Here is a 20,793-nt window from a genome sequence, read left to right on the forward strand (position 1 = left end):
TTAGCCGGGGGTATTGACATGAGGCACTCCGGGGAACTTGCGCGGCCCACAGGCAGCACGTCGCACGTTCTCCCTCCAGTTAAGTGCCCCTCCCAGGTGGGTCGGTTGCTCGTCCCATCGTTCGGAGTACCACATGCCGCGTCTGCCACCCCTTCGCCAGCTGAGCAGCAAGCTCGCGTCCCCCTCGCCCCAAAGGTCAACCATTGAGTTCAGAGACTGAGACCTCTGGCACCATTGATGACATGGCACCACTTTCATCGTGGACGACTTCCACACACGAGCCGCTTAATCGGCACTCGATGGTGCACATGGTTGCCCCATCGGCGACCATCGGATCGGGAGTCGACTGGGCTGCGTCACAGATCCCAAACCAATACACGGATCCGGATCGCGTCGCCACGATCCTCGCCAAGCTGGGGAAACCTAAAGCAGCCAAGTACCTGAAGGGAAAGCTTCCTACAAGCAAGCGCACCCGCTCGGGCGACCTCGGAGAGATCATCGGAGCGCAGTACGCAACGCTTGAACTGGGCTTTCGAGTGGTGGAGCGGCTGCGGTGGAAGGACCACCGCGAGATGTCGATGCGTGGCGATGATTTGATTGGTGTGCGCGCGAGTACGAACGGAACGCTGGAACTATTGAAGGGTGAGGCAAAGAGCCGTGCAAGGCTCGGAACTGCAACGGTCACGGACGCAGATGATGCACTTAAGCGCGATCGGGGACGACCATCACCTCATGCTCTCAGCTTCGTCGCTGACCGACTCCACGAACTCGGTGAGCACACGTTGGCGGAGCTCATCGACGACGCCCAGTTAATTTCTGGAATCAGTCAACGGCAGGTGGTCCAACTGCTTTTTACCTTCACTGGTAATGATCCGAGGGCCCTCCTCCGCGCAAATACGACAGCGTACCGGGGACGTGTAAAGCGTCTCGCCGTCGGTCTGCAGGTCTCAAAGCATCAGGCGTTCATCGCGAAGGTGTACTCCAAGGCGATCGCTGATGCCTGAAACAGTTGATGAGATTGAGGCAGCGATCGGGCAGGCGACTGCACCCGGATTTCGTGAACAGCTTCTCGCGCGAGGAGAAGCCCGGTCGATGATCTGGCGGGACGGTGTCCTGCCAGAGGACGCGCCCGAATTCGACCAGCTGCTCAGCTACGACCTTCTCTCCTACGGCTACTCGCTCCTAAGCCTGGGGCTGCGCCTCGTGGAGGCGAATGGATCGCGCAGCCTCGCCCAACGCGCCTTTGAGGGCGCAGCCACAGCCATCGAATCAGTGATCGCGAGGGGACCCAACTCGCGCGAACGAGGCTTCCACCGCGTCGTCGCGGCAGCCGCCTACCACCTCGGCGGCTACTCCGCGCGTGCATACTCGCTGCTTCAGACAGCGCTCGATTCCGGTGAAGTCACGATTGGCGAGCGATCCCTCATCCACATCATCCGCAGAGAACTCGACACCCTGGCTGCGCTCATCTTGAGCCACCGCTACGAGGACGCGGCAGCAGACGCCAACCTGGTTGAGACGTTGCGCGGGCTCCTCGAGCCGACGAGCGATGAGGACCAGGCTGATGACAGCGGCGACACCGATGTCGTTGACGTCGTCGACCTCGCACTGACGGACGCGTTCGTCGGTGCGATCAGCATGGCGCTGCTTGCGTTCGAACGGGGCGAGCAAGCGCTGCTGGATGAGGCCCTCAGCACGCTGCAGGTCGGTCTAGGAGCCGCCGGCGAACTGAACATGGTTCCGCAGTGGTGGTGCCATCGACTTGCGATTCACCTGCTTCGCGGTCTGTGGGAGGCCAGTTTCCATCGCCTGCTCCCGGACGCCCCAACCGACGGTGGTGGTGGCGACTGGGCACAACTGCGTGCGACGTTCATCGCATCCCTCTTCCGGAGGCGACGCTCGGAGATCGACCTATGGCCGTCGCAGCTCGCCGCAGCAGAGCGGGTGCTGAATACCAGCGAGAACTTGGTGCTGTCTCTTCCGACGAGCGCCGGCAAGACCCGGATTGCCGAGCTTTGCATCCTCGCATGCCTAGCCGAGGGCCGGCGGGTTGTGTTCGTAACCCCATTGCGGGCGCTGTCAGCTCAGACCGAAACCGCCCTGCAACGCACTTTCACCCCTCTGGGGAAGACCGTCTCATCCTTATACGGCGCGATCGGGGCCAGCAGCGCCGACGAGGATTTGCTGCGAGAGAGGGACATCGTCGTCGCTACTCCCGAGAAGCTCGACTTCGCCCTGCGCAACGACCCAACACTCCTCGACAGCGTAGGGCTTGTCGTCCTCGACGAGGGGCACATGATCGGGGCGGATGAACGTGAGGTCCGATACGAAGTTCAGATCCAACGACTGCTGCGCCGTGGGGATGCGGCTACCAGACGTATCATCTGCCTCTCGGCGATACTGCCAGACGGAGATGAAGTCGAGGACTTCGTCAACTGGCTCACCGATGACCAGCCCGACGGTCTCATCGCGAGCTCGTGGCGGCCGACGAAGCTTCGCTATGGCGAAGTGATCTGGCAAGGCGATCGAGCCCGCCTGAGCATCATCGTGGGAGACGAGGAGCCCTTCGTGCCCCGGTTCCTCGAACCCTTAGTTCCACCGATCGGTCGCAGGAAGACGCCCTTCCCCAAGAATCAGCAGGAGCTGACGCTGGCTACCGCCTGGCGGCTCGTCGACGACGGGCAGACTGTCCTGATCTTTTGCCCACTCAAATTATCGGTGAACGCATTTGCCAGAGTCATCGTCGACCTTCATACACGGGAAGCACTGCGAAGTGTCTTCGAAGGAGATCCGGGCGACCTCGCCTCGGCCATCACGATCGGAGAGGAATGGTTCGGCCGAGATCACCCGATCCTCGCCTGTCTGAGACTCGGCGTAGCGATTCATCACGGATCGCTGCCCGCACCCTACCGACGAGAGGTCGAAAGGCTGCTGCAGCGAGGGGCGCTGAAGGTCACGGTCTCTTCGCCGACCCTCGCCCAGGGACTAAATCTCTCAGCCAGCGCGCTCGTAATGCACAGCCTCTGGCGCAACCGAGAACTGATCAAGGCGTCTGAGTTCCGCAACATCGTCGGCAGAGCCGGCAGAGCGTTCGTAGACTCCGTCGGCCTCGTCGTCCACCCAATCTTCAAGGACGTGTCCCGAGGGAGGCGGAACTGGGGGCAGTTGGTCAAGGACACCGCTCTGCGCGACATGGAAAGCGGCCTACTGCAACTGGTGGCGAACCTGTTTGCCCGGATGCAGGCCAAGCACGGTCTCCGGGACCTGGACTCGCTGCTGGAATACGTCGCCGGCGCAGCGGCGTGGGATTACCCAGAAGTCGCCGCCGAGAGCGAGGAGGAAGCCGAGCGCTCCCGATTTGCGTGGCGCTCGCAGCTCGCTAGCCTCGACAACGCCCTCCTCAGTCTGCTCAACGACTCCGCGATAGCGGAGGACGGAATCGAGGGGGCTCTCGATGACGTGCTCGCCTCGTCTCTTTGGACCAGAAGCTTGGCTCGACGGCAGGAGCCCGTTCAGACAGCGCTTCGAGCCGGCCTGACCGCGCGTGCACGCTTCCTCTGGAGCCAGTCGACCCCGGCGCAGCGCCGAGGGTACTTCCTTGCCGGGGTCGGTCTCGAGACCGGACGCCAACTCGATGAGCACGCCAGCATCTTGGAGCAGCACCTGCGCGACGCCGACGAGGGCATCCGAATCAGCGACCCCGGTGCCGCAATCGACGCCCTGACCAGCTTCGCTGGGATCGCATTCGACATCTACCCCTTCGCGCCCCGCACTCTTCCTCCGCAGTGGGAAGGCATCCTCGCCGCATGGCTTCGCGGCGAGGATGCCACGCAGATTGCGGGAGAGGAGGTCACGGACACGCTGGAATTCATCGAGGATTCGCTGGCCTACCGGCTTCCATGGGCGCTGGAAGCGGTCCGGGTCCGAGCGACCGCCCACGAAGAGCCTGTCAACGGTCTTTGGGCGTTCCTCGCCGATGAGCACGGGCTCGCAGTTGCATCGCTAGAGACAGGGACGCTGAACCGATCCGCCGCGCTGCTCATGCAGGCCGGATTCTCCTCCCGAGCCGGTGCCCTCGCCGCCATCGCAGCCGGACGCGGCACCTTCACAACCGTGTCGGAGCTTCACCAGTGGCTGAACTCGGAGGAGGTGCGGCAACATGCGAACGACCCGCACTGGCCGACCGTGTCATCGCACGATCTCTGGGTCGATTTCATCAGCCGTGGCGCTGCTGCACCGGAGAGAACCTGGATCAACACAGTCGAGGATGCCGCGGTGACGTGGCTTCCCGATCACCAGCCGAGTAGCGGGACTCCCTATCGAGCCGTGTCCCTTGCGAACGGTGAGACCATCCTCCAAGCCGCGGACGGTCGACGAGCCGGTTCGCTTGAGGAACCACTCAATCCGAAAAGGCGCGGGTTGCTCATAGTCACCGGGACGAACGCCGCCAACAGCGTCGAACTCCGCTATCGAGGCCCATCCGACCTTCATGCGTAACTGTGTTGCATGATTCTCAGATCATGTTCGGATTTCTACGGGACAATGGGATTGCAACGGATACCACATGCTTTGCCTGACACCACTACCCAGCGGATCTGGACAGGGATCCTGGTCCGGGGCCGCAGGGCGGTGCCTCTGGAGTAGGAATGGGGCTGCCTGAGCGTGCAGCGTGAGCATGGTGTCTATTCACCCGTCCGTTCGGTGCGCATCGAATGACGGTGTAGGAGTACACGAGCGGATCACGAAGAGCCAGGTAGTCGACCTGCGCACGAGGATGCTCCAAGTCTCACTTCTTATAACCCTTAATCCTTCTGACCCATTCTTTGAAGCGGACCAACTCCGCTTCGAGTTCGTCGGGCTCCGGTGCGGTGAAGTTGGTCTCGGGGGCCTGATCGTGGCGAGGCGCCCACTCCGATGCCTTAGCGTAGCCAGATTGGTAGTCGTTGTCGTCTTGTTCCGTGATTCCTACGAGCATCTTGAACATGCGTGGCCGCACCTCGTTAGTACCGCGATCCACCAGCTCGTTCACAACATCGAGGTTGACCACGCGTTCCCATGCTTGAGACAACCGCCCGCCCCACTCCTGAGCACGCCGCGTGTACTCATCGGAGTCGAGCTGGCCCCGCTCCTTCTTGAGTCGTGCGATCTCGGCTTCCAGGTGGTTGATCCGCGACGGGATGTCTTTGACGCTCCAAGGATGCTTGTCAGCAGTTAGCCCTGGACGCTCGCCCTGTCGTAGAATTGCGCGCTCAGCGACGTCGACCCCAAGGTCCCGTGCCGCCTTGTTAAGGGCGTTCACGAAAGTTGCCTCGTGCGTGAAAACAACGACTTGTCTCGACCGTGCCAGTTCCGCGAGGCGGCGGGCCACGCGGGAACGGCGGCTGGCGTCGAGCGACGACACAGGGTCGTCGAGCACAACGGCTGACTTCGACTCATCAAACTCGACTTCGGTGAGGAATCCGGCCAACCCGAGAGCGGTCTGTTCACCCTCGCTCAGTACATCGTCGATATCGGCGTCCAAGATGGCTCCGAGTAGACGGGGCCGATGCTGGAGCGTGACGTCGCGTCTACCTTTAGTGGGAGCGAGTGTGACCCGGCGCAAGTAAAGCTGCTCAGTCTCGTGAGTGAACTGGTCTCGAACGATGCTCGTCACGTAAGCCGTGGTTAAGGCCGTTGCCTTGCGGGTAATCCCAGTAGTGTCAGTGAGTCGGCGAGCTTCTTCAATCTTGGTTCTCGCCTGGAGCCGCACCAATTCTTTGACAAGATTATCTTTGGCCTTCGCAAATTGCTCTGCCGCTTGGAGATCGGCAACCTCGGATTTCAGCGCTCGGACAGAATCGTTGAAGCTTGTTGAATCAATATTCGCGCTGGCGGTGATCAGCGTTTGTCGCCTCTCGCCGATGGTTGTGCCCGGAGCCACTCCAGAGGTCGTCGGACGCTCCTCTCTGGTGCCGTCAACCCACGCTACTATCTCAGTGGCGACCGTTGCCGCTTCGGTCATCCATGTCTGGCTTGCTGTGACATCCTCGCCACCAGCCTGCAGCTGGCTCAAGGCGGTAGTCACAGCCGCCGGCGCGGACTGGAGACGAGCAATCTCATCGCGACGCTGAATGACGCGACGCTCGGCAGCATCGGCATCACGCGAGGTGGTGTCCTTTATGAAGGCATCGAATCGCCCCAATCGGTTTGATCCATCCGGGCTCAGCGGTTGCTGGCATAGAACACACACGGCGTCATCGGTAGTGACTGGGAAGTCGTGTTCGTGATACGCCTCGGTCGTCGAATACCGACGTGCCGCATCCCAGAGGGCCCGCCACGTCGCCGACCCGACACCAGGCAATGGCTCGGCGTCGAAGTTCTTCGCTGACGCGATCTTTGCCGCCCCTCGGAGATCGATTGCACTTTTCGCGAGCGCGGCCACATTGTCGAACGACTGGTTCGTTACGGCCTCAGCCAGTTGATCGCTATGACTCTTGACTGTCGCCCAATGGGCTGCGAGCTGAGCGAGGCGTGTCTTCTCTGCATTAAGATCGCTGGCTTGCAAGCGCGTGAGTTCCCGCAGTTTGGCGGAGAGCGATACGTCGTGATCCGGGGACAGCGTCGTGGCCTCGTCGATCTGCTCACGCGTGGTGGTAGCACTGAGCTGATCAAGAAACTGCTTTGCCTTCGTGCCTTCCCCAAGGAGCGGAAGTTCCATACGGAGCGCCGCATTGTCACTCAGGCGCTGTGAGAGAGCTTGCCGCACCTGATCGCACGCGGCCGAGAGCCGATCGAGCAGAGTAAGCGCGGATGGGCGATAGCTGATCTCTGAGGCTGTGGTGACATAGGCGTCGCCGCACTCTTCGTCGTAGAACCGTACCGATGACAGATCGCGGCTGGTCCCCTGTGTGAGCGCCCAGGTCGTAGCCGTAGAGCCAACCACGTACTCGAAGACTGCCTTCTGATCGTGCACGCTCTTTGCGAAGACATCACCGAGAAGATCACCCTTGATTCGGGCAGTAACGGCCTGCCGAATGAGACGGGCGTAGCCGGACTTCCCGCTGGCATTGTCGCCGTAGATGATCGTCAGGCCCTTGCTGGCGAAGGTCAACCGCTGGCCCGTGATGAGCGCGTTCACGCCCTCCACGTCGGCTACGGCTGACAGCCGTATCGACTCTCCGCTCTCGGAGGTACCAGGGACATCGGCAGCGGTGATGGCGGCGACGGATGGATACGTCCCTGCGATCAGGTGATCGGCGATCTCGTTGACGGCGTCTTCAGACAGATTCTCGTTCCGGCAAAAGCGCCCGACGGCATCCTTCTGCCAGTCGGTGCGTTCAGCCACCCAGGTCGCCAGGTCGTTCGCGAGTGTCACGGTGTGATCCCCAAAGCGGTGAGTAGCGCAGCATGCGCCTGTTTCAGGGCGAGGATACCCTGCGGTCTGAGGGCCACCTCGTCGAGTTCAATGAGGTGGTTCGCGATCTCCTGCTTCGTCGGTGCCCGCCATCCCTGACTGGCAGCCCAGGCTTCCAGAGTCGTGGACCACGGTGCTGCCGTCGCATCGGGCAGGCTTGGTGGTTCACCTATGGTGACTCCGGCGTTGACGTCGCGGAGCAGCGCGGTAAAAGTGTGCAGGTAGAGATCCGAGTCCAGGGTGTTCTCAATGCCGTGCACGTCGAGGGCGACAATCCGGTCACCAGGTATGGCGCGACCGATCGTCTCGGCGAGCCTTTGTCCCCCGCCGTCGCCGTCGACGAGGAACGCGACCCTAGCCGCCTGGAAGTCGAGCTCCGGGTACGAGTCCTTCGGCATCTCTGAGAGGCCAGGTGCCACCTGATACGGCAGACTGTCTTGTCCTATGGCGGCGCGCATTAGGGTCGGGAGGAGGATCATGTCGGTGGCGCCTTCCGCGATGACCGCGCAGCGTGCTGGTGTAAATGCTGCGGCCGAGGCACCCATCGCGAACATCAGGGAGGTGAACCCGCCGCCCTCTTGTCGCCAGAAGCTGTTTTCTACGTGGCTCGTCTCGTCGCTGTCGGGCACGACGGCTCGGATACCGACACCAAGATCGGCGGGTAGACAGCCCGGCGAGTGGGTGGTGTAGATGATCTTGTCGGCTTTGTCCTGTTTGGCGAACATCTGCACGAGATCGGCCTGCGCGTCGATGTGAAGGCGGGTTTCCGCCTCATCGATCAGGAGGATCGTCGCGCGTCCACTGTTTCGCGCAGCAAGGAAAGAGTTCAAAGCGACGAACATTCGCAACCCAGCGCTTCGTTCGTCGAACACGGATGCGTGTACACCGTCTTCGACGATGCCAATTCGGAGAAGCTTGTTCTCGACGTTGAGTTCGACCTTTAGGTCGGACTGCTGCCATGCGTTCTTGAAGTAGTTGCCGAGTGTGATGTTCGCCTTGTTCTTGATTGTGTCTCGTCGGGATACCTGTCCGGTCTGCACGGCCTGGGTTAGAGCATTCAGGTCAAGTCCGGCCAATCGCGCCAGGTTCGCAAGCGCTGTTGGCACGTCGCCAAGCAGTGCGTCATCAAGGGTGTAGGCAGAAGCCAGCGTGCGGTCGGCCTCAGTGAACATGACTACGTCGGGGGTGAGATTCCAGAGTGCCTTCTCGGTCCTCTCCGTGGGGTCCTCACGATCAACCCACGCTCCGAGTGAGAGAAGCAGTCGCTGCAGAACGTCGGTTTCGGCGAATGCACTCAATACCTCGACGTCTTTGTCAGCGCGTTCGCGCAAGGCGTCAATCGGTTCTCGCTCCCCGAGCGGGTTAGCGAGGTGGGTATCGAGATCTTGTCGCAGCAGGCGAAGTTCATCGAGCAACGGCGAACCATCCGGGGGCTCTGGTATTTCGTCTTCCTCGGCCATTTCGATGGGAAGCGGTTCTAAGACGCTGATTGCTGACAGGGATTCACCCAGGTCGGCTGCCAGTTGCTTCAGCTGCGCCTCGGACTTGCGAGGTGCGGGCTTGACAGTGAAGTTGGGTCCATCACCGTCGGCACGACGACTAACGAAGAATTCGATTGGAGTGTCCTCGAGTTCAAGGTCCTCCAACTCCTTACGGTCCTCGTCGCTGACGCGGTAACGCAAGCTGACGACCGGGGTGGAGTCGGCGATGCCCGTCGATGCGCGCGACCGCTGTGCGGGTCCGAGAGCGTCGGAGGCGTCCACATAGGCAAGTGACCTGAGGAGCGTCGTCTTACCTGCCTCGTTTGGCCCAACGATTGCGACAAGCTTCTGGTCTAGCTTGATCGTGGTATCAAGGAGCCGGCCGGCACCACGCACTCGTGCAGAAACAAGCCTCATGCAGCATCCCCCGATCCGTTGCGCTGGTCAGTCGCATCCTCTCGATCGGCGGCGTCGACGCTCAGCTGGTCCTAGCCTCGATGGGTGCCCCCAGAGCGTCGGCTCTGGAACCTCGTGGCTCATTGACGAACTCTACCGGCTAGGTCCGACTCAGCGATGCATCTCTGCGCACTCGGTGCTGTCGTTCCGCATGGGCATCGCTGACAAGTCATCCGCACGGCAAGGCTCTCGACCGGCCGACCCCGCGCTTGACCGGAAGGTGCGCTCGTGACACCCCGTGCCATACCGAACGGGTAATGATGTTCATCGGTGCTGTCCTCAGTCCTTCGGACGGAGACACGAAAAGGAGGCCGGACCTGCAGAAACCCGCAGGTCCGGGCCTTCCATCAGCCTTTTCGGGCCTCGGGCAAGCTCTGATCTTTCAGAACGCCCAGTCCTCGTCCTCCCTGATGAGAGGCGGAGAATCCTGCGGCTCCTCCAGCTCCAATGGCCGCTCGTGCCATCTATGTGCCACTCGCGATCGAAGCTAACGGTCACCGGCTCCAACGCTGTTGTCGCACAGCCCAAGTTTACCTCCGGCGCTCGGCACACTCAACGCGTTCAGTATTAAACACAGGCACGTTGGAGGACGATCAGCCGAGCTGCTCTCGCTACGTACGCGGCTAAGCCAAGCCGCTGGAAGTCTATCAACGTGGTGGTCTCAATGCTGCGCAAGTCGTGTCACGGGACGTACTCGACGGCGCCTGGGAATCCGGCAACGAGGGACGTCGACCAACATCTGTCGGCCGACGCGCTCGAGGGTCATTGTGCCAAGAAACAGGCTCCAGTTGAAGCCACCCAATTGGCTCTCAAGACGCTGGCGACCCACCCTCAGCCACCTGCTTACGTCCGATCGCCAACGCTCACCAATCCGGCACGTTCTGTGGTCACTAATGAGCGAGAGCGAAGCGGCGGACAATCCTAGCATCGCGAGCACCACCCTGGAGCAGGCTTGCCCCCGCCTCAAGCCCCGGTCACAACGAGCTTTAGAAACCCAACTCTATCAACGAATCAATTTGCATCCGGAAGGTAGGTAAAAACCCCTGATCTTCGGTCGACCTCTGGATCCTCCTATCTTCCCTGAGGCTCTCTCGAGCTACAGCAATTGCCTTATCTGCGTGGAGCAGAATGGCGCTCAACTCTATTAGGACACTATTGCTTGGAATTTTTGCAATCCTGATCCTTGAGTCATAGCCACGAATGTCAAAATTGGGATCCTCCGACTCGGCAAGAACCAGAGCCTGATTAGGCTGTATAGTTCCAGCCAATTGAGTAAAATCTTGCCTTAAATCCTGCGAATCGAGCTTCTCTGGCGCAATAAGGGGCGCCGCACTCCAGCCGAATATCGGCCCTAGCGGACCCGACATGAGTTCGACAAAAGGTCCTACAAGACCAGATTTGACTATTTCGCTAATGCTGCCCGGATCTTGATCGCCCCTCATTGCCTGTTCGACGATTGGAGGCGCCGTGCAAGATACCTTCTCGAGTTTCCCATCAGAGTTTCGCCCTAGAACCGCCGTGGCAAACACCGATGCATCCTCACGAAATTGCTCGGCAACTAGCTTTGCGTCGGCGTAGGTAGCTGGTGCCGATAGGATCATTGTGCTGGATTTCATCTTTCGCGCTCCTTCATCTCACTCGCACCAGCCTCGCCTGGCGCTCCGTCTTCGTAAGTACGGGATGGCCAAAAGTAGCTTCTGCCTAGAGTATTTGATCGCAGGTAGTTTGCGACCTTCGTGGTTGACATCGACGTTGCATGTCCATCAGGGAGCAGACCTTCACGCATTCTAATTAGTCGCATTAAGAACTGTTGCTCGCAGTCCCAAACGATCCACCGCCCGCCTGGCGCGAGCGAGGCTCGTGCAAGTCTGCTCTGAACGGTGGCCTTGACGTGGACTCTACACGATCGTAGGCTTCGATTAAGTGAGGCACCTCACTTATCGCACTCAGCACACACTCAAGGAGGAGACATGAGACGGCTCGCTACGATCCTGATCTCAGCTTTTACGAGTCTTGGATTGGTGACCTTCGGCGGCTCGACGGCCCTTGCATCAGAGCCCGCGGCTCAGTCTGTTACAGCGCACGTTGCGCCTGCATCGGTGGCCGCCCCGGCAGAGGTCGAACCTGAGATTGATTGGGGGGAGGTAATTAGAACATTTCACGATCAGGGAAGCTGCAACGCCGTCAGGGTCGTTTACGAATCAGTTCGGCCAGATCTTCCCAAGCTGAAATGCATCAAGGGCGACAATGGACTTTGGCACCTCGTTCGCAGGTAGTTCTATCACTAGAAACCGCGTGCGTGGCTGGATCGTACTTCCTGATGGGAGGTGCGATCCAGCTATTTGCCTACGCCCGCACGAGGCATTACCTCGCTCGTCTAGCCATTGTAGGTGCCCACTTCTTGAACGGCCTCCGCGCGAGTCTATTGATACAAGCTGCCACTATCCAGGACCAGTGACCAGTCGTTAGGGCCCCACGAATATATAGAGGCACCTCAACTGGGTGGTGACGTCTCTCGCCATGGCCATCAACCACGGTGCCGCCGTAATGAAGAGGTGTCGGTGCCGGTTCTAGACGCGGCCGTTTGGCCACCGTGGCCACATGATCGTCTGGCAAGACTGATCCGGTCCCCCTCGTTACGAGACTCCCCGTGCTCATCGATTGCCAACGCACGGGGGTCAGCGGCACCGTGTTTCTGATGCTCACATGCCGGGCCAACACGCGAGTCTTGGCCTGTGCTTGGAGTGCGGTCAAAAAACTGCCAGGACCGGTTCGTAGAAAAAGGAGCCATATGCGCAGGAGGAAAGCCAATGCCGACCGTAAACGAGTTGCAGGATTCCGGCAAGCATTCGGCGTGATGAGACCGTACCAGGCGGTGCTATGGTGGGCGCTGCTAATCGGAATATGCGCCGCGGGGATCTCCACCATCCAACCTATTTTCGTTTCCAGGGTCGTCGACGAGTTCAGCGGCGGAATCACCATCGGTCTGCCCATGCTCATCGTTTGCCTGCTTATTGTCGGCGCGGGGTTGACAGGAATGAAGGAACTGCTCATCGAGAGAGCCGGAGAGCGGTTCGCCTACGACACCCGAGTAGCCCTCGTCGAACTCATCTACAACCTACCAATTCCTAGACTCGAGAAACACGACAGAGCCGACATCGTCTCAAGAGTCACCTCCGACGTCACTGCGGCGCGAATGCTTCTGACGTCCGGCATTATCGACCTGGCGGTGGGGGGCGCCACTGTTATCGTCTCGGTGGTGATGATGGCGACGATCGACCCTCTCCTACTCTCGCTCGCCCTCGTCGCTGTGCTCGTCGTGGCGATCGCCGTCTACAAACTGGGCGAGAAGGCGCGCCCCATCGGTCTGAGCATGCAGGACTCGATCGGGACGCTCGCCGGGCACCTCTCTCGAGCGATCGGCTCCATCAAGACGATCCGCGCGGCGAGAGCAACCAAGGCAGAAGGACTGGGAGCGCAGGAACAGGCGGCGGCCGTTCGGCGAGCCGGGCTTGAAGCCGCCAATCTGCGGGCGATCATCCAAGCCACGACCGGCGTCGCAGTTCAGCTCTTGATCGTTGTGGTCGTCGGCATCGGTGCGCTCCGAGTCTCCGTGGGAGCCGTGTCAACAGGCGATCTTGCCGCATTCATCATGTATCTCATGCTGATCGTCACGCCCATCACGATGATGGCGACCATCGTTTCCACGCTGGGTGAGGCCTTCGGGGCGCTCTCGCGAATTCTTGAGCTTCAGAGAGAGCCGATCGAAGACCCAGGTCCCGACCAGGAAGCGGCGGCGGCCGTCCGCCCTCGGCTGGACTCGCCGGCGTTAGAGTTCGACACCGTCTCGTTCGCATACTCCTTGACGCGGGCGTCGAACCAGCCCGTTGCATTGACACTCGACAACGTAAGTTTCGCCGCTGCTCCGGGCGCTGTGACGGCGCTCGTGGGGCCTTCTGGGGCCGGGAAGACCACGGTCTTCTCGCTCATCGAGCGATTCTACGACGTCACGGAGGGAACGATTCGCATCCATGGGCGCGACATGGGATCGATGTCCCGCGACGAGGTGCGCTCGCGCGTCGCCTACGTCGACCAGGACGCAGCAGCGTTGTCCGGCACAATCCGCGACAACCTGCGCCTCAACGCTCCATCGGCCGACGACGAGACCTGTGCGCAGGCTCTCTGGAAAGTTGGCCTCCTAGCCGAGCACGAACAGGCACGCGAAGTGCTTGACAGGAGCGTCGGCGAGCTAGGGTCGCGCCTCAGCGGTGGCGAGCGCCAGCGCCTGGCCTTCGCGCGGGCCATACTCTCCCAGGCGGAGATCCTTCTCCTTGACGAAGTCACCTCTCACCTGGACGGTAGGAACGAATCGGCGATCCAAGACGTGATGCGGTCTGGCGACGACCAGACCGTTCTCGTCATCGCCCACCGCCTGTCAACGATCGCCGACGCGGACCGCATCATTCTCTTCGACGAGGGTCGGATCCGGGATGCCGGAACCCACCGCGAGCTGCTCGGGCGGTCGGAACTCTACCTCAGCCTCGCCCGCACGCAGTTCATCACCAGCGATCCCGACTGAACCAGAGCTCCCACGAACGGGAGGGTTGCCAAGATGCGATCCGGCTGCTAAGTTGGGTAGTCACCTTACTCTTACGCCTAGAGGGGAGGACGGACAGATGCCGCTCGACACTCGCTACCTGCACTACTGTCAGGCGGGGAAGCCCTTCTATCAGCCAGCTGACAATGCGGGCTCGTCCCCGGCGCTGGGCTCAGACATCGTCCAACTCACCGAGTGGACCGTCACCAGGAGTCAGCCATGGACCGTCTACGTCCCGTCCGATAGGCGATTGCCGCGCCAGGGTTGGAAGATCCATCTCTCAGCGACGAGAAGTAATCGCGCAGCAGTCCTCCGCGCAGCCTCTGAATATTGCTATCGCCACGACATTCCCTTCAAGCACCTGTCGACCGAGGCGGACTTCAAGTCGCAGAACAGCAAGTACGCGAACCGGGCATCGTCGGGGAAGTTTGTCACCGTCTATCCCGAATCCGTCGAACAGTTCGAGAAGACCCTGCGCGACCTCGACTCGACCATCGGACACCTCGAGGGGCCCTACATTCTCTCTGATCGACGATGGGGAACCGGCCCAATCTTCTATCGATACGGTGCGTTCGTACAGTCGAACTCGGAGACCACCTTCGTCACGACGCTCATTGCTCCCGACGGTACAGAGGTCGAGGATCCCAGGGAGCCTGCCTTCACGCCCCCCGCCTGGCTCGACTTCCCGACGTTCCTGAGCGAGCAGAGGGACCAGGCGGGTGGGCCTGAATTCCCGTTCGAAATGGTCAAGGCTCTGCATTTCTCCAACGGAGGAGGAGTCTACCTGGCTCGGGCTCTGACCAACGAGTTTGTCGGAGCCGGGACCGATGTCGTCCTCAAAGAGGCACGACCCCACACTGCCGTCGACGACGACGGCCTCGACGCCGTTGACCGCCTAGCACACGAGAACCGAGTGTTGCAGGACCTCGCATCAACCGGATTCGTCCCGCAGGTGCATGGAATCTTCCGGCACTGGGAGCACATGTTCTTGGTCCAAGAGCATGTCGATGGGCTCGACCTCAAGCGCGAGTGGATGAAGCGGACGCCGGTGCTCAAACCGCGACCCTGGACTCTGCAGGAGCCCGATTACCTCAAATGGCTTGAGAGAACGATCGGGCGCCTCGAGGCCGCCATCGGTGCCTTCCATCGTAAGGGCTGGCTCATCGGCGACATCCATCCAAAGAACATCATCATGAGAAACGGTGCGCACCCCGTCTTCATCGACCTCGAGTTCGCCCATGCGATGGACGAGCGGTGGCGGAGCACAAACGGTGCACCCGGATACGAGCCATCCAAAGGCCTGACGGGAGCTGCAGCTGATAGATGGTCGCTGGGCATCGTCGAGCTGGACCTCGTGCTCCCGCAGGCGACGATCGCCGACCAAGGGAACCACCAGAAGATCGTAGATCTAGTAGCGTTCGGGCAGGAGGAGCTCGGAGTTCCGGAGGCAGCCGCTGCCCGAATTCTCCGGAACACCGTCGAGGCGCTCCCTCATTCTGAATCGGCTAGGCCGACGATGCCGCCGCTGGAGATCGACCAGTTGCAGAGACGGTTTGCGACGGCTATCCTCTCGACGATCGACCTCGAGAATCCGCTTGCCCCGGTTCCCTCGGACATTGAAGTGTTCGAGGAGGGAGGAGACGAAGCCAGGATCGGCTATCCATACGGGATCGTCGGAGTGCTGGCGGCCTTAACCGTCTCAGGAGTACCACTGGAGGATCGACTGATCCGCCGCTCCACCGGATGGATTCGTGAACGGCTTTCTCAAATCCGCTCTAGCGGCTTCAAGGGAAGAGAAGGCATCCAGTACGGCCTCGAGCAGATCGGCTTCCACGCTCTGGCCGCCGAGGTGGAGCGGCTTGACCTTGCGCCGCCCTCGGACCACACCTATTGGTCGGGCTGGGCAGGAGTCGGGCTAGGCGCGCTGTCCCGAGACAGTGTCCATGCCAAGGAGATAGAGGCCGCGTCCGACGCACTGAGCCGACTGCTCGAGACCGACGTTGAGACCCCGGTGGCAGGCCTTCTCCACGGCTGGAGCGGCCCGGCGCTCTTCTGGACAACTGCTTTCCGACGCCATGCTCAGCGACCCGAGTACAAGGATCTTGCGAGACGAGCGATCGAGCGCGACCTCAGTGCGTGCGGCGAGACTCTCAACGGCACCATTGAACTCGACGAGGGTTGGCGCACCCTGCCTTATCTGGGCACTGGCTCGGCAGGCGTAGCCCTGGCCATTGAAGAGCTCAACGCCATCAGCGAGTCGCCGAGATTCACGCAGGAGCTCGACAAGCTTCGCCTTGCCTCGACGTATTTTCAGTGCGGCCAGGGCGGCTTCGCCCACGGCCTCACGGGCTTCATCACAATGCTTGCCCGCTACCCGGAGATGCACTCTGGCGCGAGAGAGGTTCTCGAATCTCACATGCGATCGCTCCAGCTGCACGCAGTCCCCTTCGGGGAGGGCCTACTCATCCGGGGGAACCAGAATCTCCGGTTGTCCTGTGATTTCCTGACCGGTTCTGCAGGTGTGCTCGGTGGGCTGTCCGCAGTCCAGGGCCGCTGGTCAGGTGTTCCGTTCCTACCTGGGACGGACGGATCGAGAATGGAGAGGAGGTGACTTTAATCGTGGACAAGATTCTTGCATTCCAGAGCATGGCCGGTGAGACCGAAACCCACGACGGAGCGCGCGTGAGCACTGTCAGCGTGATTCCGCCGTGCCCGGGTTGGCCGAGCGCCGTGACGTTCGGAAACTGCTGACGCAGTTTCGCGTCGGAGATGGCGGCCGAAGTGTGCTTCGGCCGCCTCTTCGTGCTTCCTGACAGGTCGCCGCAGCATCGGCGATTGAGCAACCCGAGAGCGAAAGCGACGGACATGACATGAACACCGCACCCACTATCCATGCCGAGCAGATTGTGAAGCTCCCCAGCGGCAACGCCTCGGCGCAGCAGCTACCGATCCTGCGCGACTGCTCAGTCGACCTCGGCGGCGGCCTGACCGCCGTCGTCGGCCCGTCCGGCGCGGGAAAGACGTCTCTGCTCTACTGCCTCAGCGGCCTCGATCGCCCCGATCGGGGCCAGGTCTCCATCAACGGTACCGACCTCTACGCGATGAGCGACGAGAGGCGCACCCGGTTCCTGCGCCAGACCGCGAGCTTCGTCTTCCAGCAGTACAACCTCATCGGCTACCTCACCGTCGAGGAGAACGTCCGGCTCCCTCACGCCCTGGCCAAACACCGAGTCGAGGTAGCCGCAGTCGAGGAGATCCTCTCCCGCTTCGGTCTGCTCGAGAAGAGGGCGGCGAGGGTAAACACCCTCTCCGGGGGCGAGCAGCAGCGAGCCGCCCTGTGCCGGGCGATCCTCATGCGGCCGTCAGTGATCTTCGCTGATGAACCTACCGGCGCCCTTGACACCGCCAACACCGCCGTCGTGCTGCGGGTCTTGCGCGAACTGGCCACCCAGGAGTGCTCCGTCATCATGGTCACCCACGACGTCGAGTCCGCGGCTCTGGCCGATCGGATCGTCTTCATGCGCGATGGAACGATCGCCCACGTCACCGGACAGCTCGGCGTCGACGATATCCTCCACACCATGGCGCGCTTGGGAGGCCGGTAGTATGTACAGGTACGCTCGCCGTATTCTCCTAGCCGACCTCGGCAGCTGGTGGCCGGCCATCGCCACTGTCGCCGCCGTGACTGCGCTCGTCGGCCTATGCGCCGCGCAGTTCGCCTGGACCCATGACGACCGCTTCGTCGCCGCCACCCAGGCGCAGGGCCACGCGATCACCGAATTCACCATCGTCTCCGAGACGATCTACATGCTCGTCGCCGTCCTTGCGTTGTTCTCGCTCACCGTCGTCGGCACCGCGACCGTGGAGTCGACCCGGCGCACTTTCTCCCAGTGGCGTCTCGTCGGGGCCAGTCCTGGCGACGTGCGCCGCAGCACCTGGGCGCTCGTCGCCACCGCCTCGCTCATCGGGGCAGTGCCCGGCTCCCTCGCGGGGATCGGCCTGAGCTACGTCGTCGTGCCCGCCTTTAACCAGATGGCCGCCCCTGGCTTCAACGCCCCGGTCTTGCCGCCGTCCATCCTCGCGTGGCTGGCCTCTCTTGTCCTCGGCGTGGCCACCTGCCTGCTCGGGGCGTTCGGACCGGCGCACCGAGCCTCGCGGACGCAGGCGATCGAGGTCTTCCGCGACATCCCCGGACGTCACAGGAAAGGGTGGTGGTGGCGAGTCCCGCTGGCGGGGCTCCTGCTGCTGTTTTCCCTCGGCATGGTCGTGACAGCGGCTGCGCTCGGCGCACATTCCGCCGGCGTAGCGGTGATGTTCAATCTCGCCCTAAACGCCGGAATTTCGGCCGTGTTCTTCGCCTACATCGTCGGCCCACTCTGCGTCCCTGGGCTCCTCGCAGGGCTCGGCCACCTTGCGGGCACGTTTGGCAACGTCACCGGCCGACTCGCGGCTCGGGCTGCCGTCGAGAGGGCAGGCACCAGCGCGAACACCGTCGCCCCGCTGGCCGCGGGCATCGGCGGGGTCGGCGTCATCCTCACCTCCGTCGAATCTGCGGCGGCCGTGGTCAGGGTTGTCGACAGCTCGGCGGAGACCAACCTCGCCGACACCGTGGTGATGGCCGCCCTGATTTCCTTCGTCCTCCTCGTCACTTCCGCCGCCGTCGTCTCGCTGGTCTCGCGCGACCTTGAGCGAGAGCATTCCCTGCTGCGGATCGCAGGGATGCCGAGCCGGCGCATCACTGGTTGGTATGCCTGGCAGGCACTCCTCCTCTCCCTGACCGCCATCCTGCTCGCGGCCGTGCCGATTATCGTCACGGTGGCGACGACCGCCATCAGCTCGGCCGCCTACGTCGGCTACCCGATCGTCGCGGTGCCGTGGACGACACTTCTCCTCGGACTCGTCGTCAGCTGGCTCGTCCTTTTCCTCGTCCAGTGGTGGCCCGCCCGGGCCTCGCTACGCGCTGACGTCGCCGTCGGCCTAAGGTCGGCGTGAGGGACCGGCATGGCGCTATCCGGCTCGGAAATCGCTGAACTCGCCTATGAGGTCGAGCGCAGACGGCTGCAACCCTGGCTCGACGAGCTACGCGAGGTCAAGGAGACGACGACCGCGGAGGTACTAGGCGCCAGCGACGAAGACCTCAGAGCTCACCTTCGGGTTGGTGATACCGGCGGCCTGGTGGCGCGCTTCCCAATGCCCGACCGGAGCTGGCAGGAGATGCCGCTGCCAGCTGTCGTGGCAACCGATCTGGCGGCGTGGGCGCCTGCTGCGGACCACCGGTCCGTGGCCCTGATCTCGCGAACTCTCGACGACAACTATTCGCTATCGATTTACACGGCCGGGACGAAAGTCGGAGCATCGTCTGTGACGCACACCGAACGACGAGTCTCTTCCGGTGTCTGGGCGTTCGGAAAGGGCTTCATCTGGGTACGCAGGGATGCCTCGCAGCGCCCGAGATGCGTCGTCTGCTGGAATCCTGGTGCTGTCAGGACATTGTTCGACGAGCCCGAAGCGCGTCGTCGGGTTTTCATCGCGGGAGTCCGAGAAGGCCGGGCGGTCATCGTCAGCCGGGGATCGGGTTCGTCAGCGATCTTCTTGACAGACGACGCACTCACTAAGACGGTCGAGATTGTGCCTCGATCCGCAGAGGACGACGCCATGGCGCTTCTCGTAGCCGGCGGCCTCGCCGTGCTCGACCGTCGGGCGCAGACTGTAACGATGCACCTGGCTGAATCGGCGCATGGGATCAAGCTCCCGCCCGACTTTGTAGCGACTGATCTGGGCGAGCAACACGGCGAGCTCTACGTGCGCGGGCGGCGCAACCACACAGCAGCAGTCTGGCTCCCGGCTGACGGGCCCGATGCCGTCTGGAGCGCACCCGAGGCAGGGGTAATTGAGATTTCTCAGATCTCCGATCGGACGATCGACCTCGCGGTCGCTTCCATGATCCACTCCCCGCAAACAGTGTCGGTCGAGCGCAAGACAGTCCCCTCGACGAACGCCGCCGCCCTTCCTGGGCTGATCAGCTGGACCGAGTGGGCCGTGGCGGAAGATGGGGTGCGGATTCCTATCACCCTCTGCGGACGGGTCGACACGACCGGCCCATCCCCTGTTCTCACCATGGTCTACGGATGTTACGGTCTTTCCCTCGACGCGATGCACGATCCATATCTGGAGCATCTCATGCGAGCCGGGATCGTCATCGCCATATGCCATGTCAGGGGCGGGGGCGACTTCGGACCACGTTGGCACGATGCAGCACGGGGATCTACGAAACTGAAGTCGATCACGGACTACGAGGCGTGCTTGTCGACGATTACGCAACTCGACATGGCCGATGCGGGGCGTATCGGCGCCCTGGCCTCGAGCGCGGGCGCACTCATCGCCACTAGCGCCGTCCTGCGGCAGCCCGGACTGGTCTCAGTCCTTCAACTCGTCCACCCTTTCCTGACGCCGGAGCGAATACTCGCCGATACACACGCGCCTTTGGCCGCAAGCGACTGGATGGAGTTCGGCGACCCGACGAAGAATCGCGCTGGAGTCGAGTCCATCTCGCCACTGGCTATGCTGGAGAGTAGTTCCGCAACCGGAATGGCAACGCCTCCGCTCTGGATCCGGGCAGGAAGCCACGACGATCGGGCTCCTCTCAATGAGATCAGGCTTTGGCTCGACGTCTACGCGAACCGACTTCGTGGTCGACAACCGGATCGGACGTCGGATACAGTGCTGCAGATTGGTGACCATGGACACCGAGGGCATGCCAATGCCGACGACGCCTCCGAGGCAAATGTGGTCGCCATGGCCTGGCTCAAGCGTGAGCTGCTGGCCGGCCCGAGCTCTCCAACAGCTGTCATCGATTAGTCGAGCAT

10 protein-coding genes are annotated in these 20,793 nt (G+C 61.9%); 7 read left to right on the forward strand and 3 right to left on the reverse strand.

The window, feature by feature from the left end; genetic code table 11:
• The first annotated feature begins 203 nt into the window (after nucleotides 1-203).
• Both CCASEI_RS11455 and CCASEI_RS11460 read left to right on the forward strand, forming a co-directional pair.
• The gene (locus CCASEI_RS11455; RefSeq protein WP_196776656.1) at nucleotides 204-1,004 is read left to right on the forward strand and encodes a Hachiman antiphage defense system protein HamA; all 801 of its coding nucleotides are present in this window, start codon (nucleotides 204-206) and stop codon (nucleotides 1,002-1,004) included.
• A complete protein-coding gene (locus CCASEI_RS11460; protein WP_025388056.1) occupies nucleotides 997-4,497 on the forward strand; it encodes a DEAD/DEAH box helicase in 3,501 nt (1,166 codons plus the stop codon). Before CCASEI_RS11455 ends, CCASEI_RS11460 begins: the two co-directional genes overlap by 8 nt.
• A gap of 289 nt (nucleotides 4,498-4,786) precedes the next feature.
• Here CCASEI_RS11460 and CCASEI_RS11465 read toward each other — a convergent pair whose 3' ends face one another.
• From CCASEI_RS11465 to CCASEI_RS11475, 3 genes are all read right to left on the reverse strand, one after another.
• Nucleotides 4,787-7,354, reverse strand: a complete 2,568-nt coding sequence (locus CCASEI_RS11465) for an AAA family ATPase (RefSeq protein WP_025388057.1) — start codon at nucleotides 7,352-7,354, stop codon at nucleotides 4,787-4,789.
• Nucleotides 7,351-9,291 carry an AAA family ATPase gene (locus CCASEI_RS11470; protein ID WP_025388058.1) on the reverse strand — a complete coding sequence of 647 codons (1,941 nt, stop codon included), beginning with the start codon at nucleotides 9,289-9,291 and terminating at the stop codon, nucleotides 7,351-7,353. Before CCASEI_RS11470 ends, CCASEI_RS11465 begins: the two co-directional genes overlap by 4 nt.
• Nucleotides 9,292-10,316: 1,025 nt before the next feature.
• Complete coding sequence (locus CCASEI_RS11475) at nucleotides 10,317-10,946, reverse strand: hypothetical protein (protein WP_009885244.1); 630 nt, start codon at nucleotides 10,944-10,946, stop codon at nucleotides 10,317-10,319.
• A gap of 1,175 nt (nucleotides 10,947-12,121) precedes the next feature.
• Between CCASEI_RS11475 and CCASEI_RS11485 the strand changes: the two genes are divergently transcribed.
• The 5 genes from CCASEI_RS11485 to CCASEI_RS11505 all read left to right on the forward strand — a co-directional run bounded on the left by CCASEI_RS11485 (nucleotide 12,122) and on the right by CCASEI_RS11505 (nucleotide 20,785).
• The gene (locus tag CCASEI_RS11485) at nucleotides 12,122-13,909 is read left to right on the forward strand and encodes an ABC transporter ATP-binding protein (protein WP_025388060.1); all 1,788 of its coding nucleotides are present in this window, start codon (nucleotides 12,122-12,124) and stop codon (nucleotides 13,907-13,909) included.
• A 97-nt stretch (nucleotides 13,910-14,006) separates the two neighbouring features.
• On the forward strand, nucleotides 14,007-16,538 hold the full coding sequence (gene lanKC / locus CCASEI_RS11490; protein ID WP_025388061.1) for a class III lanthionine synthetase LanKC: 2,532 nt from the start codon (nucleotides 14,007-14,009) through the stop codon (nucleotides 16,536-16,538).
• Nucleotides 16,539-16,797: 259 nt separating this feature from the next.
• Nucleotides 16,798-17,532, forward strand: a complete 735-nt coding sequence (locus CCASEI_RS11495) for an ABC transporter ATP-binding protein (protein ID WP_009885246.1) — start codon at nucleotides 16,798-16,800, stop codon at nucleotides 17,530-17,532.
• Nucleotides 17,533-17,608: 76 nt separating this feature from the next.
• Nucleotides 17,609-18,919 carry an FtsX-like permease family protein gene (locus CCASEI_RS11500; RefSeq protein ID WP_196776657.1) on the forward strand — a complete coding sequence of 437 codons (1,311 nt, stop codon included), beginning with the start codon at nucleotides 17,609-17,611 and terminating at the stop codon, nucleotides 18,917-18,919.
• 9 nt (nucleotides 18,920-18,928) lie between these two features.
• Nucleotides 18,929-20,785, forward strand: a complete 1,857-nt coding sequence (locus CCASEI_RS11505; RefSeq protein WP_009885248.1) for a prolyl oligopeptidase family serine peptidase — start codon at nucleotides 18,929-18,931, stop codon at nucleotides 20,783-20,785.
• The last annotated feature ends 8 nt before the right edge of the window (nucleotides 20,786-20,793 follow it).

The sequence above is a fragment of the Corynebacterium casei LMG S-19264 genome (genome assembly GCF_000550785.1).
In the GTDB taxonomy this organism is placed as follows: domain Bacteria; phylum Actinomycetota; class Actinomycetes; order Mycobacteriales; family Mycobacteriaceae; genus Corynebacterium; species Corynebacterium casei.

Excerpts from the sequence above, each read along its gene's own strand:
- CCASEI_RS11460 (WP_025388056.1), top strand. The coding sequence starts at position 997 with ATGCCTGAAACAGTTGATGAGATTGAGGCAGCGATCGGGCAGGCGACT.
- CCASEI_RS11470 (WP_025388058.1), bottom strand. The coding sequence starts at position 9,291 with ATGAGGCTTGTTTCTGCACGAGTGCGTGGTGCCGGCCGGCTCCTTGAT.
- CCASEI_RS11475 (WP_009885244.1), bottom strand. The coding sequence starts at position 10,946 with ATGAAATCCAGCACAATGATCCTATCGGCACCAGCTACCTACGCCGAC.
- CCASEI_RS11485 (WP_025388060.1), top strand. The coding sequence starts at position 12,122 with ATGCGCAGGAGGAAAGCCAATGCCGACCGTAAACGAGTTGCAGGATTC.
- lanKC (WP_025388061.1), top strand. The coding sequence starts at position 14,007 with ATGCCGCTCGACACTCGCTACCTGCACTACTGTCAGGCGGGGAAGCCC.
- CCASEI_RS11495 (WP_009885246.1), top strand. The coding sequence starts at position 16,798 with ATGAACACCGCACCCACTATCCATGCCGAGCAGATTGTGAAGCTCCCC.
- CCASEI_RS11505 (WP_009885248.1), top strand. The coding sequence starts at position 18,929 with ATGGCGCTATCCGGCTCGGAAATCGCTGAACTCGCCTATGAGGTCGAG.